We start from the raw sequence: 15,078 nt of genomic DNA, 5'->3' as shown, positions 1-15,078 counted from the left end.
GCAGCACAAGACGACATCATGCATCACCAGTTCAGCCGCACCCAAGCCATCCGCAAACCCGCCGTCAGATCCAAGGGCGGCATCGTCGCCGCGCAGTCGCGGCGGGCGGCCGAGGTCGGCGCCGAGGTGCTGGCGGCGGGCGGCGACTGCGTCGATGCGATCATTGCGACCACCTTCGCGCTGAACGTGCTGGAGCCCTGGATGAGCGGCATGGGCGGCGGCGGTGCGATGGTGCTCTACCGCGCCAAGGAAGATCGCTACGAGGTGATCGACTACGGCATGTGCGCGCCGCAGAGCCTGCGCATTTCCGACTATCCGATCACGGGACAGGGCGCGGCTTCCGACCTGTTTCCCTGGCCGCGGGTGAAGGACGACCGCAACATCCACGGGCCAGGCTCGATCGCGGTGCCCGGGGTCGTGGCCGGCATGGAGGAGGCGCATCGCCGCCACGCCCGGATGAAGTGGAAGGATCTGGTCGATCCCGCCGCGACGATCGCCGGTGAGGGCCTGCTGGTCGACTGGTGGACGACGCTGATGATCGCGAGCACGGCCGCCGATCTGCGCCGGTATCCCGCCAGCGCCGAGACCTTTCTCAAGGACGGCCTGCCCCCGAATGCGCCCTGGGGTATCAAGGCCGAGACGCGGCTGCCGCAGGACAAGCTAAAGGCGACGCTGGCTCACCTTGCCGCGGCGGGCGCGCGTGACTTCTACCAGGGCGACCTCGCCAAGAGCATCGCCTCCGACATCAAGGCCGACGGCGGCTCGCTCTCGGTCGAGGATCTCGCCGCCTTCCACGCACATCTGCGCGATCCGCTCGCGATCCCCTATCGCGGCGGCAAGGTGTTTGCGACGCCGGAGCTCACCGCCGGCCCGACCATGGCGCATGCGTTGCGCCTGCTGCAGCAGAATTTGAAGCCGGCTAGCACGCCGGACGCGGCCGCCTATGCCGAATATGCGCTCGCTCTGCAATCGGCCTATCGCCAGCGGCTCGACGACATGGGCGATGCCGACGGCAAGCGTTCGCTCGGTGCGGAATATCTCGCGCCGGCCTGCACCACGCATTTCTCGGTGGTGGACCGTCACGGCAACATGGCCGCGGTGACGCAGACGCTGCTCTCCACCTTCGGCTCGAAATACGTGACGCCGCACACCGGCATTCCCATGAACAACGGCATCATGTGGTTCGACCCGACGCCTGCTACCACCAACTCGCTCGCCCCCGGCAAGCGCTGCCTCACCAATTACACGCCGGTCATCGCCGAGACCAAGGACGGCAAGCGTCTCGCGGTCGGTGCCTCCGGCGGCCGTCGTATCCTGCCGGCGGTGACGCAGCTCGTGTCCTTTGCGATGGATTTCGGCATGGACCTGGAGGCCGCCATCCACCAGCCGCGCATCGACGCCAGCGAAGGCGCGGTCGTGATCGGCGATGCGCGTCTGCCGGCGGACGCGCGCAAAGCCCTCGCCGAGCGCTTCGACTATGAAGAGGCGCTGGTGCAATCCCTGCCGATGAAGTTCGCCTGCCCGAGCGTGGTGATGCGCGAAGGCGGCACGAATTTTGGCGCGGTCGAGATCTTCCAGCCGTGGGCCGAAGCGGTGGTGGAAAGCTGAGCGTTCGCCAGACAAGCGACAACGACGCGCGGATCAATGCGCGACGGCGCCAGCGCGCGTTGAGCCGATGCGCGATGGCGTATCTCCGCGAGCGTCACGACTCCTCCACATTTGCAGGAGACCTAGCTATGCGCCGTTCGTTCGCCGAACGGACAAATGCGCTCGCCCCATTGGAGGACACGATGAAGAAACTAGCGCTCGCCGCCTCGCTGATCGTTGCGGCCGGCCTTACGTTTGCCGGCCCCGCGGCCGCGAAGGGTGGACATGGACATGGTTATGGTCGCGGCCATGGCCACGCAATGGGCCATCATTACCATGGCACGCCGCCGGGATGGCACCACGGGCGCAAGGTTGGCTGGCGCGGCATGGGATGCCCGCCCGGCCTGTGGAAACAGGGCCGCTGCTGACGCCCGCTCTGCAATGCCTGCAAGGCGTCGCCCGCAACCGGGCGGCGCCTTTCTTCAAATGCCGAGCCGGTCCCGCACGCGGCCCGCAATCACTGCGGTCGTCACGCCGACCGGCCAGAACGCGTGCATCGGGATCGGCTTGATGGCCGTGATCGGCATGTCGATCTCCACCTTCGTCCCGCCGATCAGCCGACGCGCGAGCTGAGCGCCCATCGCGGTCGAGAGCGCGACGCCGCGGCCGTTGCAGCCGAGCGAGATCAGCACGCTTTCCGCAGGCTCGTGCACGTGCGGATAATGATCCCCGGTGATGGCGAGCCGGCTGTTCCAGCCGTGGGTCCAGGAAGCGCCCTTAAGCTGCGGCCAAAGCCGCTCGGCATAGCGGATGAGATAGGCGACGTCATACGGCGACTTGATCCAGCGCATCGGGCCGCGGCCACCCATCAAGAGACGGTTCTGCTGATCGATGCGGTAATAGACGGTGATGTGGCCGCTCTCGTAGAGCACGGGACGCGTCGGCATGATCGAGCGGGCGACCTCGTCGGAGAGCGGCGCGGTGGCGGCGATCGAGGAGAACACGGGCACGATAGTGCGGCGAAGCGCCGGCCAGAGGTCGTCGGTGAAGCCGTTGGTGGCGAGCAGCACCTTTTCCGCGTGCACCACTGCGCGCGGCGTCTCGATGCGCCAGCGCGTGCCGTCGCGGCGCAGCGACAATGCCGGTGTCTCGCCAAAGACCTTTGCGCCGGCGGAGATTGCTGCGCGCGCGAGGCCGCGGGCGTAGCTGAGGGGATGCAGATCGCCGCCGCGGCTATCCAGCATGGCGCCGATGTAGCGGTCGGTGCCGGTCATCTCGCGGAGCTGCTCGCGGTTCAGATATTGAACCGGCATGCCGCGGCGGATGCATTGCTGCGCGGTCTTCTCGATCGCCGCTGCGCTGGCCTCGTGATAGGCCGCGCGCAGCGTGCCGTTCTGCCGCGCCTCGCAAGGAATCTGATAACGGCGGATCAGGTCGTGGGTAAAATTCGTGGTGCCGTAGGAGAACTCGATCATGCGGCGACCGAGCTCCGCGCCGAAATCCGCTTCGATCTGATCGGGATCGTGCTTCAGCCCGGGATTGGTGTGGCCGCCATTGTTGCCGGACGCGCCCCAGCCCGGCTCCTGCGCCTCCAACACCAGCGCCTCGACGCCCTGCTCGGCCAGATGCAACGCGGTGGACAGGCCGGTGTAGCCGCCGCCGATGATCGCGACCGAGACGCTCTTGTCGACGTCGAGCGGCGGCGTGGCCACCGGTGCGACGGCGGTGTCGGCATAGAGCGAGGGCGGCAAAGGCAGGCGCGTCATTGGCGAAGACCGATCAGAGCGGATGCAGCACGCGGCGCAGGAAGTCCTGCGTGCGCGGGTGCTGGGGTTGGTTGAGCAGCGCCTTGGCCGGCCCCTGCTCGACGATGACGCCGCCGTCGATGAACAGCACGCGGTCGGCGACGTCGCGGGCAAAGCCCATCTCGTGGGTGACGACGACCATGGTCATGCCGTCGTCGGCGAGCTTGCGCATGACGCCGAGCACGTCGCCGACGAGCTCGGGATCGAGCGCCGAGGTCGGCTCGTCGAACAGGATGGCCTTGGGCTGCATCGCGAGCGCCCGCGCGATCGCGACGCGCTGCTGCTGGCCGCCGGAGAGCTGCGGCGGATGCGCATCGGCCTTCTCGGCGAGCCCGACCTGGGCGAGCAGCGCGCGGCCGCGCTCGAACGCCTGCGCACGCGACTCTTTCTTCACATAGAGCGGTCCCTCGACCACGTTCTCCAGCGCCGTACGGTGCGGAAACAGATTGAAGCGCTGGAACACCATCGAGACCTGGGTGCGAATGTCCACGATCGAAGGCGCGTCGCGGTTGACCCTCAGCCCCTCGACGCTGATCTCGCCGCGGTCGTAGCTTTCCAATCCGTTGATGCAGCGCAGGATGGTGGACTTGCCGGAGCCGGACGGACCGATGATGCAGACCACTTCGCCCTTCTGGACGGAGGCCGTGATACCCTTGAGCACCTCGACCTTGCCGAAGCTCTTGTGGACGTCGCTCAGCTCGATCATCGCTTGCCGGCCCGCTTCTCGAAGTGACGGACCAGCAGGATCAGCGGGATGCTCATGGTGAGATACATCAGCGCAACAAGCGTGAACACGCTGGTGTTCTTGAAGGTCGACGAGGCGATCAGCTTGCCTTGCAGCGCGAGCTCGGCGACCGTGATGGTCGAGGCCTGCGACGAGTCCTTCAGCATCATAATCATGACGTTGCCGTAAGGAGGAAGCACAATGCGCACGGCCTGCGGCAGCACCACGCGCCGCATGGTGAGCCACCAGCCCATGCCGATCGACTGCGCCGCCTCGATCTGGCCCTTGTCGATCGCCTCGATGCCGGCGCGGAAGTTTTCCGCCTGGTAGGCCGAATAGGCGATGCCGAGCCCGAGGATCGCGGCCTGCAAGGCCGACAGCGTGACGCCGAGATCGGGCATCACGAAGTAGAGGTAGAACAACAGCACGATGATCGGGATGCCGCGGATCACGTTGATCAGGCTGGCGCTGAGCATCGACAGCGCCTTGATGCCGGAGACGCGCATCATCGCCCAGAGCAGGCCGAGCACCGTCGAGAGCAGCAGCGAGCCGATCATGACGACGATCGTCAGCGCGACGCCGTTCATCAGGATCGGGAAGAACTCGACGGCGTCGTGCCAGAAGCCTTTCATCGGGCAGCCTTCGGTGAGCCGTTATCAGCCCTGGGCCTTCAGGCCCCATTTATCCAGGATCTTGTCGATGATGCCGTTGGCCTTCAGCTTCGCGAGCGAGGCGTTGATCTTGCCGAGCAGCGCAGTCTCGCCCTTGCGCACGCCGATGCCGACCGAGCCGACCGTGACCGGCTTGTAGCCGTCAACGAGGCGCACTTCGGGAAAGCCGCCCTGCTTCAGATTGTAGGCGAGGATCGGATAGTCGGCGTAGCCGGCCTTGAGGCGTCCGGTGTTCACGTCGCGCAGGATGTCGGGGATGGTGTCGTAGGCCTTCACCTCGGCGAACAGGCCGGATTTTTTCAGCGCGTCGACGAAGGCGGTGCCGACCTGGGCGCCGACCGTCTCGCCCTTCAGATCCTCCTGCGTGGCATAGGCCTTGGTGTCGGTCTTCGGCACCACGAGGCCTTCGCCGTAGCTGTAGATCGGGTCGGAGAAGTCGACGACCTCCTTGCGCGGCGGCGTGATGAACATCGCAGCCGCGATGATGTCGATCTTGCTCGAGGTCAACGACGGGATCAGGGCCGAGAACTGCATCGGCTCGATCTGAACGTTGAAGCCGGCATCCTTGCCGACCTCGGTGATGAGATCGACCATGATGCCCTGGATGGTGTTGGTCTTGGTGTCGAGGAAGGTGAAGGGAATGCCCGTCGGCGTCGAGCCGACCTTCAGCACCTGTTGCGCCGAAGCCGGCACCACGGTTGCAATTGCGAGTGCCGCGATCGCGGCCAGACCAAAACGCTTCATCGCATCCCCCTTTGGGCCCGGCCGGTGGCGGCGCTCGTGATCAGACGTTGCGAGCCAAGCCATTTCAGCCTATTTTCACCAATATGAAAATTTGGTCATACTTTCACGGACGATGCAAGCGGTTTTCATGCACATGAAGGAAGCGGTTTGACGTGAGCGGTGGCAAAAGAATGCGCAAACCGGCCGCCGCAAAGCCGGCGAAGCGGGTGAAATCCAAAGCCGCGACCAAACCGGCCGAGCCCGCGATGGACGTCGCCGTCGGCCGCCGCATCCGGGATCTCAGGCGCGTCAGGCAATTCTCGCTGGAGACGGTCGCGGCGCGCACGGAGCTTTCGATCGGCTTTCTCAGCCAGATCGAGCGCGGGCTGTCGTCGCCATCGCTGCGCGTGCTGGCAACGCTCGCCGACGTGCTCGGCGTCGGCATCGCCGCGCTGTTCGGCGCGAGCCCGAGCGCCGACGGTGCATCCGACCAGGTGGTGACGCGCGGCCTGCAACGGCCGGAGCTGAAGCTCTGGCGCACCGGCGTATCAAAACAGCTGCTGAGCCCGGCCAGCGCCGACAACAAGCTCAACCTGTTCCTGGTGCATCTGGAGCCCGGCGGCTCCACCGGCGACGAGCTCTACACCCATGACGGCGAGGAAGCCGGCCTCGTGCTCGAAGGCGAGATGATGCTGACGGTCGACAGCGAGACGTGGTCGCTCAAGACGGGTGACAGTTTTCGCTTCGCGAGCCGAAGGCCGCACCGGTTTTCCAATCCGGCGAACGATGCGAAGGCCGTGGTGCTGTGGGTGAATTGCGTGACGGGAGCGTGAGCCTCCCTCCTTCCACGCGCACACACTCTCAACCCGTCATCCTGAGGCGCGAGTGGCGCGATGCAATCGCATCGCGCAGCGAGCCTCGAAGGATGCACGGCCCGGATGCAGCCGGGCCGTCGCCCTTCGAGGGCCGCTGAAGAAGCGGCCACCTCAGGGTGACGGTGATAGATAAAGGGCGAGCCGTCTCAACACCCGTCATTGCGAGCGCAGCGAAGCAATCCAGAGTCCAGACGTGGAGACTGTCTGGATTGCTTCGTCGCTTCGCTCCTCGCAATGACGCGGGGAGAGGGTCTTACCCGAAGCGGTGATTATACCTGTCCACCGTCAGCGCACTGACGTCGATCTCCGGCTTCTTGCCCGACAGCATGTCGGCGAGCACGCGCCCAGAGCCGCAGGACATGGTCCAGCCGAGCGTGCCATGGCCGGTGTTGAGATGGAGATTGGCGTATTGCGTCGGGCCGATCACGGGCGGGCCGTCCGGCGTCATCGGGCGCAGGCCGCTCCAGAACGTCGCCTTGGCGAGATCGCCGCCGCGCGGGAACAGGTCCGTCAGGGAATGATCGAGCGTGGCGCGGCGCGCATCGTAGAGCTTGTCCGAGAAGCCCGAGATTTCGGCGGTGCCGCCGACGCGGATGCGATCGCCGAGGCGCGTGATCGCGACCTTGTAGCTCTCGTCCATCACGGTCGATTCCGGCGCGCCGGAGGCGTCCTTGATCGGCACCGTGATCGAATAGCCCTTCACCGGATAGACCGGCAGCGAGATGCCGAGCGGCGCGACGAGCCGCGACGACCAGCTGCCGAGCGCGAGCACGTAAGCGTCCGCCTGCAACAGGCCGGCGCTGGTCGCGACGCCGCTGACGCGGGCGCCCTCGGTGACGATGCGATCGATGCCGGTGTTGAACATGAAGCGCACGCCGAGCGCCTGGGCGTGCTTGGCGAGCGACTGCGTGAACATGTGGCAGTCGCCGGTCTCGTCCTGCGGCAGGCGAAGGCCGCCGACGAACTTCTCCTTCACGCCGCCGAGCGCCGGCTCGACCGCAATGCAGCCCTCTCGGCTCAGCACCTCGAAGGGCACGCCGTATTGCTTGAGCACCGCGATGTCTTCGCCGCTGCCGTCGAGCTGCGCCTGGTAGCGGAACAGCTGCAGCGTGCCCTGCGCGCGGTCGTCATATTGGATGCCGATGTCGCGGCGCAGGTCGCGCAAGCAATCGCGGCTGTACTCCGCGATCGGAATCATCCGGCTCTTGTTGACGGCGTAGCGCTCGCTGGTGCAGTTGCGCAGCATCTTGAGCAGCCAGACCCACATCACGGGATCGAGCTTCGGCCGGATCACCAGCGGGCCGTGCTTCATCAAGAGCCACTTGACCGCCTTCACCGGCACGCCGGGACCGGCCCAGGGCGAGGAATAGCCGGGCGACACCTCGCCGGCATTGGCGAAAGAGGTCTCCAGTGCCGGCTCCGGTTGACGGTCGACGACCGTCACGTCATGGCCGGCACGAGCGAGGTAGTAGGCAGAGGTGACACCGATGACACCGCTGCCGAGGATCAGAACTTTCACGCTTCGTCAAACTCCCGCGGCATCACGCTCGCCGCTGCAAGGAAACAACTCGCAACGGCGAGAGCAATTATCAGGCCACCCGCTTGATGGCGTCGCCCAGGATCGAGACGATATCGTCGATGTGGCTCTTCTCGACGATGAGAGGCGGCGACAGCGCGAAGGAGTCCCCGCTCATGCGGAAGTAGAGCCCGCGATTGAAGCAGTCGACCATGACGTCGTAGCCACGCGCTCCGACCGCGCCGTCGCGCGGCGAGAGCTCGACCGCGCCCATCAAGCCGCAATTGCGGATGTCGATGACGTTAGGCAGGCCCTTCAGCGAATGCAGCGCATCGCGCCAATATTCGGCAATCGAGGCACCGCGCGTGAGCAGGCCCTCGTCCTTGTAGATGTCGAGCGTCGCGATGCCCGCGGCGCAGGCGGTCGGGTGCGCCGAATAGGTATATCCGTGGAACAGCTCCATGACGTTCTCCGGGCCGATCATCATGGCGTCGTGCACCTTGCGATGCGCAAACACCGCGCCGCACGGAATGGTGCCGTTGGTGATGCCCTTGGCCGTCGTCATCAGGTCAGGCGTGACGCCGAAGAAATTGGCGGCGAACGGCGTGCCGAGGCGGCCGAAGCCGGTGATGACCTCGTCGAAGATCAGGAGAATGCCGTGCTTGTCGCAGATCTCGCGCAGGCGCTGCAGATAGCCCTTCGGCGGCGGCAGCACCGCGGTCGAACCGGGCACCGGCTCGACGATGACGGCGGCGATCGTCTCCGCGCCGTGCAGGGCGACCAGACGCTCGAGGTCGTCGGCGAGCTCGGCGCCGTGCTCCGGTTGATCCTTGGCGAAGGCGTTGCGGGTGAGGTCGTGGGTGTGGCGGATGTGGTCGACGCCCGGCAGCAGGGTTGCGAAGGCGCGGCGGTTGGCGACCATGCCGCCGACCGAAGTGCCGCCGAAGCCGACCCCGTGATAGCCGCGTTCGCGGCCGATCAGCCGGGTGCGGCTCGCCTGGCCGTTGGCGCGGTGATAGGCGAGCGCGATCTTCAGCGCGGTGTCGACCGACTCGGAGCCGGAATTGGTGAAGAAGATGCGGTCGAGACCCTTCGGCGCAATCTCGGCGAGCCGCTCGGCGAAGTCGAACGCCAGCGGATGGCCCATCTGGAACGACGGCGCGAAGTCCAGCGTCATCAGCTGGCGCTCGACCGCAGCCGCGATCTGCTTGCGGCCGTGGCCGGCATTGACGCACCACAGGCCTGCGGAGCCGTCGATCACCTTGCGGCCGTCGACCGTGGTATAGTGCATGCCTTCGGCCGAGGAAAACAGGCGCGGCGCCTTCTTGAACTGCCGGTTGGCCGTGAACGGCATCCAGAACGAGTCGGTCTTGATAGTGTTCGGAATCTGATGAAGGGTCACGGCCGCGCTCCTTTGCTGACCCAATAGCTGAGACACGGTTTCGGAACCGCAACAAGTCCTTTTCTGGTGACCTGCAAGCCATTGATTCGACTTGGCCCTCCGGTCCATATTTGTGCGATCCGCAACACCTGCAACAGGGGCCAGGGGGCATGAGCGTCGACATCGGTGGACGGCTGCGATTCATCCGGGCGCGCCACAAGCTGTCGCAGCGCGAGCTCGCCAAGCGCGCCGGCGTCACCAATTCGACGATCTCGCTGATCGAATCCAACCAGATGAACCCCTCGGTCGGGGCGCTCAAGCGCATCCTCGACGGCATCCCGATGGGACTCGCCGAGTTCTTCGCGCTGGAGCCGGAGTCGAGGCGCAAGATCTTCTACCGTGCCGAGGAGCTGACGGAGGTCGGCAAGAAGCCGATCTCCTACCGGCAGGTCGGCGACAATCTGTTCGGCCGCAGCCTGCAGATCCTGAAGGAGCGCTACGAACCGGGCAGCGACACCGGCCGCGTGCATCTCGTCCATGACGGCGAGGAGGGCGGCATCGTGATCTCGGGCAAGCTCGAGGTCACCGTCGAGGACGAGCGCCGCATCCTCAATCCCGGCGATGCCTATTATTTCGAGAGCCGCCGGCCGCATCGCTTCCGCTGCGTCGGCGGCAAACCCTGCGAAGTGATCTCGGCCTGCACGCCGCCGACGTTTTGAAGGCGATAGAATATCCGGACTCCTACGGAGTCACCGGTTTCTTACGGAGCTTGAGCCATCTCAATTTCCCCGGGCCGCACCGCTATATATTGCGAACCATCGCCGAACAGCCTGGCGCAAAAGGTGCTGAGGTTATCGCCCGGAGTTCCAGGCACGCCGGGGCCGCTTCGTAACAGGGCTCGCAGATGAAGATCACGCTCGCCAATGCAGAAGCCGCGCTCGACGAAGTCCAGCGCGACGCCGACAAGCTCCATTCGCGCGAGCTGCGCAAGGTCATCGCCGAATACATCGAGACGCAGCGAGAGGCGCTGAAGGCGCTCCGGAAAAAGCTGCATTGACGAGTTGCGGCGGAGCGAGAAGATCTCGCCCCGCCTTTTGCCTCAAAGCTGCGTCAGCAGCTCCTCGATCCGGATCGGAAAGCGGCGCACGCGCGCGCCGGTCGCGTGCCAGACCGCGTTGGCGACCGCGCCGGCGCTGCCGGTGATGCCGATCTCGCCGACGCCCTTGATGCCGAGCGCGTTCACATGCGGATCGTGCTCCTCGACCGTGATCACGTCGAGTGGCGGCACGTCGGCATTCACCGGGATGTGGTACTCGCCGAGATTGGCGTTCATGATCCGTCCGCTGCGCCGGTCGGTGATGGCCTCCTCGTGCAGCGCGAACGACATGCCCCAGATCATGCCGCCGAACAGCTGGCTCTGAACCATGCGCGGATTGACGATGCGCCCGGCCGCGAAGGCGCCGACCATGCGGGTGACGCGGACCTGGCCGAGATCGGGATCGACCTTCACTTCCGCGAACACCGTGCCGTGGGCGTGCATCGCATATTCCTCCATCGCGGCAGGGTTCGGCGCGCCGGTGCCGCGCGCCTCGACCTCGGCGACGCCGGCGCGCGCGAGGATCTCGGAATAGCTCTCGCCGCGGCTCTCGTCGTCACGACGGATCAGCCTGCCATCGCGCGCGATCACGCCGGCATTGCCGGCGCCGAACAGCGGCGAGCGTTCGTCATTGGTGGCAAGATCGGCAAGCCTGGCAATCACGGCCGCTCCGGCACTGTGGATCGCGGCACCGGCGGTGGCCGTGTGCGCCGAACCACCGGCAATGCCGGCATCCGGCAGGTCGGATGTCCCCGCCTTGAACTCCACGCGGTCGACCTCGAGGCTAAGACCATCGGCCGCGATCTGGGCGAGCGCCGTCCAGGCGCCCTGCCCCATGTCGTGCGCGCCGATCTCCATCACGCCGGAGCCGTCTCGGCGGATCGCCGCGCGGGCTTCGGCCTGGAACATCAGCGCCGGGAAGGTCGCCGTGCCCATGCCCCAGCCGACCAGGAGGCCGGCATCGTCGCGCATCTGCCGCGGCCGGAGCGAACGCTTCGCCCAGCCGAAGCGCGCCGCGCCCTGCTCATAACAGGCCCGCAGCGCTTTTGAAGAGAACGGCTTGCCGGTGATCGGCTCGATCTCGGCGTAGTTCTTCAGGCGGAAGGCCAGCGGATCCATGCCACAGGCCCAGGCCATCTCGTCGATCGCGCTCTCCAGCGCAATCGAGCCGGTCGCCTCGCCCGGCGCACGCATGAACAGCGGCGTGCCGGTATTGACGCGCACGGCGTCATGCGAGGTGCGAATCGCCGGCGCCGCGTAGAGCGTGTGCGAGGCATCGGCGGCGGGCTCGTAGAAATCGTCGAACGTGCTCGACACCGTCCGCGCATGGTGATCGAGCGCGGTCAGACGCCCCTCGGCATCGGCGCCGATGCGCAGTCGCTGCCGCGTCGGCGCGCGATGGCCGACCGGGCCGTACATCTGCTCACGGCGCAGCACCAGCTTGACCGGCTTGCCGACCAGCTTTGCGGCCATGATTCCCAGCACCTGCGGGCCGGCCATCAGCCCCTTGGAGCCGAAGCCGCCGCCGAGAAACGGGCTGCGGATGTGGATCTTGTCGTGTGCGATGCCGAACAATTCGGCGATGCGCGCCAGCGACAGCATCAGGCCCTGGGTCGGCATGTCGACCGACAGATTGTCGCCGTCCCACGACGCGACGATCGCATGCGGCTCCATCGCGTTGTGATATTGCGGCGGGGTCTCGTAGACCGCCTCGATCTGCTTCTCCGCCGCGGCAAGGCCCTCCTCGACATCGCCGTGGTGATGCGCCGCGGGGTTGCCGACACCGACGACCGGCGGCACGAAGCTCTCGCCGGCATCGAGGCCGACGAGCGCGGGCAGCGCTTCGTAACGCGGCGCCAGCAGCACCGCGCCTTCCGTCGCGGCCTCCAGCGTCTCGGCGATCACGACGGCGATCGGCTGGTTGGCGTAGCGGACCTCATTGCTCTGCAACACCTCCATGCGGAACACGAACGGATTGGTCTTGATGTCGGGATCGATCGCGAGCTGCGGCTTGTGGTCGGGCGTCATGACGTCGACGACGCCGGGATGGCGCTTTGCGGCGGCGACATCGAGCGAGACCACGCGGCCGCTTGCAACACTCGAGACGGCCATCACCGCGAACAGCATCCCGGGCGGATGATTGTCGGCGGCATAGGTCGCCCGCCCCGTGACCTTGAGGATGCCGTCACGGCGGGTCAGCGGCTGGCCGATGTTCGAGCCGTGCCGCAGATGGGCGGGCGCGCTGGTCAGGTTGAGCTCAGGCATGGATGGCTCCGGAAGTCGAGGCAAAGGGAGAGGCCGGCAGCGCGGGGATACGCGCAGGCGTACCGGCGGCGGCGAGTAGCAGCGCGCGCACGACGATGCGCCGCGCGAGTTCGATCTTGAAGGCATTGTCGCCGGACGGTTTTGCGTCGGCGAGCGCCCGCCAGGCCGCCTCCTGGAACGCGTCTGCCGTGGGCGCAACGTCCCTGAGCACGTCCTCCGCGGCACGGGCGCGCCAGGGCTTTGCGGCGACGCCGCCGAGCGCGAGCCGCGCCTCCGCGATCTTGCCGTTCTCGATCCGCAGCGCAGCTGCGGCCGATACCACGGCGAAAGCATAGGACGTACGCTCACGGACCTTGAGGTAGCGCGCGTGTGCGGCAAAGCCGCGCGCGGCGGGCGGCAGAAGCACGGCGACGATGAGGTCTCCGGGTTCGAGCACGGTGTCACGCTCGGGCGTATCGCCGGGCAGGCGATGCAGTTGATCCAGCGCGATCTCGCGCCGGCCGGCCCTGCCCTCGATCTCGACGACGGCGTCGAGCGCGACCAGCGGCACGCCGAAGTCGGACGGATGCGTGGCGATGCAGTCCTCGCTCCAGCCGAGCACGGCATGGCTGCGGTTCTCGCCGTCGCGGGCGTCGCAGCCGCTGCCGGCCTCGCGCTTGTTGCAGCGGCTGGCGGTATCGTAGAAATACGCGCAGCGTGTCCGCTGCAGCAGATTCCCGCCGACGGTTGCGGCGTTGCGCAACTGAGCCGACGCGCCGGAGAGCAGGGCCTCGGCGACGGCGGGATAGGACCTTGCGAAGTCCGCATCGTGCGCGAGATCTGCGTTGCTGACGAGTGCGCCGATACGCACACTGCCGTCGGCGAGACGCTCGATCCGATCGAGGCCATCGAGATGCGTGACGTCGACCAGCCGATCCGGACGGCTAACGCCGCCCTTCATCAGATCGAGCAGGTTGGTGCCGGCAGCGAGGTAAACGGCGCCCGGCAGAGCGGCGGCGGCAACGGCCTCTGCGACCGTGGCGGGCCTGACATAATCGAACGGCTTCATGCGGAGCGCCTCTGATTGGATTCGTCCATATGTCCTTGCGCCTCCAGCACCGCATCGACGATGCCGGCATAGGCGCCGCAGCGGCAGAGATTGCCGCTCATGCATTCGCGGATGCGTTCGGGATCGTTGCCGGCCTGCGCCTCGCTCATCATGCCGATGGCGCTCATGATCTGGCCGGGCGTGCAGAAGCCGCATTGAAAACCGTCATGGGCGATGAAGGCGGCCTGCACGGGATGCAGCTGGTCGCCGCGCGCGACGCCTTCGATGGTGAGGATGTCGGCACCGTCGTGGCTGATGGCGAGCGCGAGGCAGGAATTGATGCGCTTGCCGTCGACGAGGATGGTGCAGGCGCCGCACTGACCGCGGTCGCATCCCTTCTTGGTTCCGGTCAGATCGAGGCGCTCACGCAGGAGATCGAGCAGCGTGACGCGTGGATCGTCGAGGACGAAATCGCGCCGCGCACCGTTCACGGTGAGGCTGATGGAGTGGTTCATACAAGGCTCCGATCAGATATGGACATGAGTCATCGCGCAGCGCGCCACCTCCGTGGCCGCCGTCGATACCGCGCCGCCCGGACACGATGCGGGCCGACGCTCGAGCGAAGATACGGAGGCATCCTCCGCTTAACAAGGGTCGCCCGCAAATATTTGGAATTCGTCAAAAGCCCTTGCGCCACCAACGCGATGCGGCCCTTTTGGGTTCGACGAGGGTTCAATCTAACCAATTCGTGATCTACATTGCCGCCATGGACGACCACGCCGATCACACCCGCAAGCCCCGCGCCGATGCCGTGCGCAATCGCGAACGCGTGCTCGAGGCCGCGAAGGCCGTGTTCAACGCCGGCGGACCCGAGGCGAGCCTGGAAGCCGTCGCAAAGCGCGCCGGCGTCGGCATCGGCACGCTCTACCGGCATTTCCCGACGCGCGAGGATCTGTTCGAGGCGGTGTACCGGCGCGAGGTCGAGCAGCTCAGCGAGCTCGCCGAGCAATTGAAATACGCCAAGGACCCGGTGGACGCGCTGCGTCGCTGGCTGCGCTCCAACGTCGAATTCGTCGCCACCAAGAAAGGCATGTCGGCCGCGCTGGCGCTGACGTTCCAGAGCTCATCCGAGCTCGCGGCTTTCTCCATGGACCGGCTGACCAAGGCGATCGGCTCGCTGCTCGACCGCGCGGTCGCGGCGGGCCAGATGCGCGGCGATATCAGCCCGGAGGACCTGCTGCGGACGCTCGTCGGCATGTGCTACATGCACGACCAGCCCGGCTGGCAATCCTCGGTGCTGCGGATGCTCGACGTATTCGTCGACGGCCTGCGGATGCAGCCGGCCGGCAAGGCCAAGGCGCGCGTCGCCAAGCCAGCGAAGCCGGCCGCAAAGCGGAAACGATAGCCG

Annotated in this window: 15 protein-coding genes; 6 read left to right on the top strand and 9 right to left on the bottom strand. The window is 66.5% G+C overall.

The window, feature by feature from the left end:
* The first annotated feature begins 18 nt into the window (after positions 1-18).
* Together FJV43_RS24175 and FJV43_RS24170 are read left to right on the top strand one after the other, a co-directional pair.
* Positions 19-1,608 (top strand): gamma-glutamyltransferase, encoded by a 1,590-nt coding sequence (locus FJV43_RS24175; protein WP_239629580.1) that lies wholly within the window; start codon positions 19-21, stop codon positions 1,606-1,608.
* A gap of 182 nt (positions 1,609-1,790) precedes the next feature.
* Positions 1,791-2,015, top strand: a complete 225-nt coding sequence (locus FJV43_RS24170) for a hypothetical protein (RefSeq protein WP_239621595.1) — start codon at positions 1,791-1,793, stop codon at positions 2,013-2,015.
* A 54-nt stretch (positions 2,016-2,069) separates the two neighbouring features.
* Here FJV43_RS24170 and FJV43_RS24165 read toward each other — a convergent pair whose 3' ends face one another.
* Genes FJV43_RS24165 through FJV43_RS24150 form a run of 4 tightly spaced genes read right to left on the bottom strand, consistent with a single transcriptional unit; the run spans position 2,070 to position 5,531 of the window.
* Positions 2,070-3,353, bottom strand: a complete 1,284-nt coding sequence (locus FJV43_RS24165) for an FAD-binding oxidoreductase (RefSeq protein WP_239621594.1) — start codon at positions 3,351-3,353, stop codon at positions 2,070-2,072.
* A 13-nt stretch (positions 3,354-3,366) separates the two neighbouring features.
* A complete protein-coding gene (locus tag FJV43_RS24160; protein ID WP_239621593.1) occupies positions 3,367-4,098 on the bottom strand; it encodes an amino acid ABC transporter ATP-binding protein in 732 nt (243 codons plus the stop codon).
* Positions 4,095-4,748, bottom strand: coding sequence for an amino acid ABC transporter permease (locus FJV43_RS24155; RefSeq protein ID WP_239621592.1), 654 nt, complete (start codon positions 4,746-4,748; stop codon positions 4,095-4,097). Before FJV43_RS24155 ends, FJV43_RS24160 begins: the two co-directional genes overlap by 4 nt.
* A gap of 24 nt (positions 4,749-4,772) precedes the next feature.
* Complete coding sequence (locus FJV43_RS24150) at positions 4,773-5,531, bottom strand: ABC transporter substrate-binding protein (RefSeq protein WP_239621591.1); 759 nt, start codon at positions 5,529-5,531, stop codon at positions 4,773-4,775.
* A 170-nt stretch (positions 5,532-5,701) separates the two neighbouring features.
* On the opposite strand from FJV43_RS24150, the gene FJV43_RS24145 reads away from it, so the two are divergent.
* Positions 5,702-6,343 carry an XRE family transcriptional regulator gene (locus tag FJV43_RS24145; RefSeq protein ID WP_239621590.1) on the top strand — a complete coding sequence of 214 codons (642 nt, stop codon included), beginning with the start codon at positions 5,702-5,704 and terminating at the stop codon, positions 6,341-6,343.
* Positions 6,344-6,638: 295 nt separating this feature from the next.
* Here the strand turns inward: FJV43_RS24145 and FJV43_RS24140 are convergent, their stop codons facing one another.
* A complete protein-coding gene (locus FJV43_RS24140; protein ID WP_239621589.1) occupies positions 6,639-7,904 on the bottom strand; it encodes a D-amino acid dehydrogenase in 1,266 nt (421 codons plus the stop codon).
* A 70-nt stretch (positions 7,905-7,974) separates the two neighbouring features.
* Positions 7,975-9,303, bottom strand: a complete 1,329-nt coding sequence (locus FJV43_RS24135; RefSeq protein ID WP_063196885.1) for an aspartate aminotransferase family protein — start codon at positions 9,301-9,303, stop codon at positions 7,975-7,977.
* Positions 9,304-9,452: 149 nt separating this feature from the next.
* Here FJV43_RS24135 and FJV43_RS24130 point away from each other — a divergent pair, with 149 nt between their 5' ends.
* Together FJV43_RS24130 and FJV43_RS24125 are read left to right on the top strand one after the other, a co-directional pair.
* Positions 9,453-10,001, top strand: coding sequence for a cupin domain-containing protein (locus tag FJV43_RS24130; protein ID WP_018646206.1), 549 nt, complete (start codon positions 9,453-9,455; stop codon positions 9,999-10,001).
* A 185-nt stretch (positions 10,002-10,186) separates the two neighbouring features.
* The gene (locus FJV43_RS24125) at positions 10,187-10,339 is read left to right on the top strand and encodes a hypothetical protein (RefSeq protein ID WP_239621588.1); all 153 of its coding nucleotides are present in this window, start codon (positions 10,187-10,189) and stop codon (positions 10,337-10,339) included.
* Positions 10,340-10,381: 42 nt separating this feature from the next.
* On the opposite strand, the gene FJV43_RS24120 is transcribed toward FJV43_RS24125, so the two are convergent.
* The 3 genes from FJV43_RS24120 to FJV43_RS24110 are packed head-to-tail and all read right to left on the bottom strand — an operon-like array spanning position 10,382 to position 14,185.
* The gene (locus FJV43_RS24120; RefSeq protein WP_239621587.1) at positions 10,382-12,643 is read right to left on the bottom strand and encodes a xanthine dehydrogenase family protein molybdopterin-binding subunit; all 2,262 of its coding nucleotides are present in this window, start codon (positions 12,641-12,643) and stop codon (positions 10,382-10,384) included.
* Entirely contained in the window at positions 12,636-13,691 is a 1,056-nt protein-coding gene (locus tag FJV43_RS24115) for a xanthine dehydrogenase family protein subunit M (RefSeq protein WP_239621586.1), read from the bottom strand. Before FJV43_RS24115 ends, FJV43_RS24120 begins: the two co-directional genes overlap by 8 nt.
* On the bottom strand, positions 13,688-14,185 hold the full coding sequence (locus tag FJV43_RS24110; RefSeq protein ID WP_239621585.1) for a 2Fe-2S iron-sulfur cluster-binding protein: 498 nt from the start codon (positions 14,183-14,185) through the stop codon (positions 13,688-13,690). The genes FJV43_RS24115 and FJV43_RS24110 overlap by 4 nt, the downstream gene beginning before the upstream one ends.
* Before the next feature lie 251 nt (positions 14,186-14,436).
* Between FJV43_RS24110 and FJV43_RS24105 the strand changes: the two genes are divergently transcribed.
* Positions 14,437-15,075 (top strand): TetR/AcrR family transcriptional regulator, encoded by a 639-nt coding sequence (locus FJV43_RS24105; protein ID WP_239629578.1) that lies wholly within the window; start codon positions 14,437-14,439, stop codon positions 15,073-15,075.
* Positions 15,076-15,078: the final 3 nt, after the last annotated feature.

This window comes from Bradyrhizobium sp. I71, assembly GCF_022354745.1.
In the GTDB taxonomy this organism is placed as follows: Bacteria; Pseudomonadota; Alphaproteobacteria; order Rhizobiales; family Xanthobacteraceae; genus Bradyrhizobium; species Bradyrhizobium liaoningense.
This window is presented reverse-complemented; position numbering and strand designations above follow the sequence as displayed.

Excerpts from the sequence above, each read along its gene's own strand:
- FJV43_RS24175 (WP_239629580.1), top strand. The coding sequence starts at position 19 with ATGCATCACCAGTTCAGCCGCACCCAAGCCATCCGCAAACCCGCCGTC.
- FJV43_RS24170 (WP_239621595.1), top strand. The coding sequence starts at position 1,791 with ATGAAGAAACTAGCGCTCGCCGCCTCGCTGATCGTTGCGGCCGGCCTT.
- FJV43_RS24165 (WP_239621594.1), bottom strand. The coding sequence starts at position 3,353 with ATGACGCGCCTGCCTTTGCCGCCCTCGCTCTATGCCGACACCGCCGTC.
- FJV43_RS24160 (WP_239621593.1), bottom strand. The coding sequence starts at position 4,098 with ATGATCGAGCTGAGCGACGTCCACAAGAGCTTCGGCAAGGTCGAGGTG.
- FJV43_RS24155 (WP_239621592.1), bottom strand. The coding sequence starts at position 4,748 with ATGAAAGGCTTCTGGCACGACGCCGTCGAGTTCTTCCCGATCCTGATG.
- FJV43_RS24150 (WP_239621591.1), bottom strand. The coding sequence starts at position 5,531 with ATGAAGCGTTTTGGTCTGGCCGCGATCGCGGCACTCGCAATTGCAACC.
- FJV43_RS24145 (WP_239621590.1), top strand. The coding sequence starts at position 5,702 with ATGCGCAAACCGGCCGCCGCAAAGCCGGCGAAGCGGGTGAAATCCAAA.
- FJV43_RS24130 (WP_018646206.1), top strand. The coding sequence starts at position 9,453 with ATGAGCGTCGACATCGGTGGACGGCTGCGATTCATCCGGGCGCGCCAC.
- FJV43_RS24125 (WP_239621588.1), top strand. The coding sequence starts at position 10,187 with ATGAAGATCACGCTCGCCAATGCAGAAGCCGCGCTCGACGAAGTCCAG.
- FJV43_RS24120 (WP_239621587.1), bottom strand. The coding sequence starts at position 12,643 with ATGCCTGAGCTCAACCTGACCAGCGCGCCCGCCCATCTGCGGCACGGC.
- FJV43_RS24115 (WP_239621586.1), bottom strand. The coding sequence starts at position 13,691 with ATGAAGCCGTTCGATTATGTCAGGCCCGCCACGGTCGCAGAGGCCGTT.
- FJV43_RS24110 (WP_239621585.1), bottom strand. The coding sequence starts at position 14,185 with ATGAACCACTCCATCAGCCTCACCGTGAACGGTGCGCGGCGCGATTTC.
- FJV43_RS24105 (WP_239629578.1), top strand. The coding sequence starts at position 14,437 with ATGGACGACCACGCCGATCACACCCGCAAGCCCCGCGCCGATGCCGTG.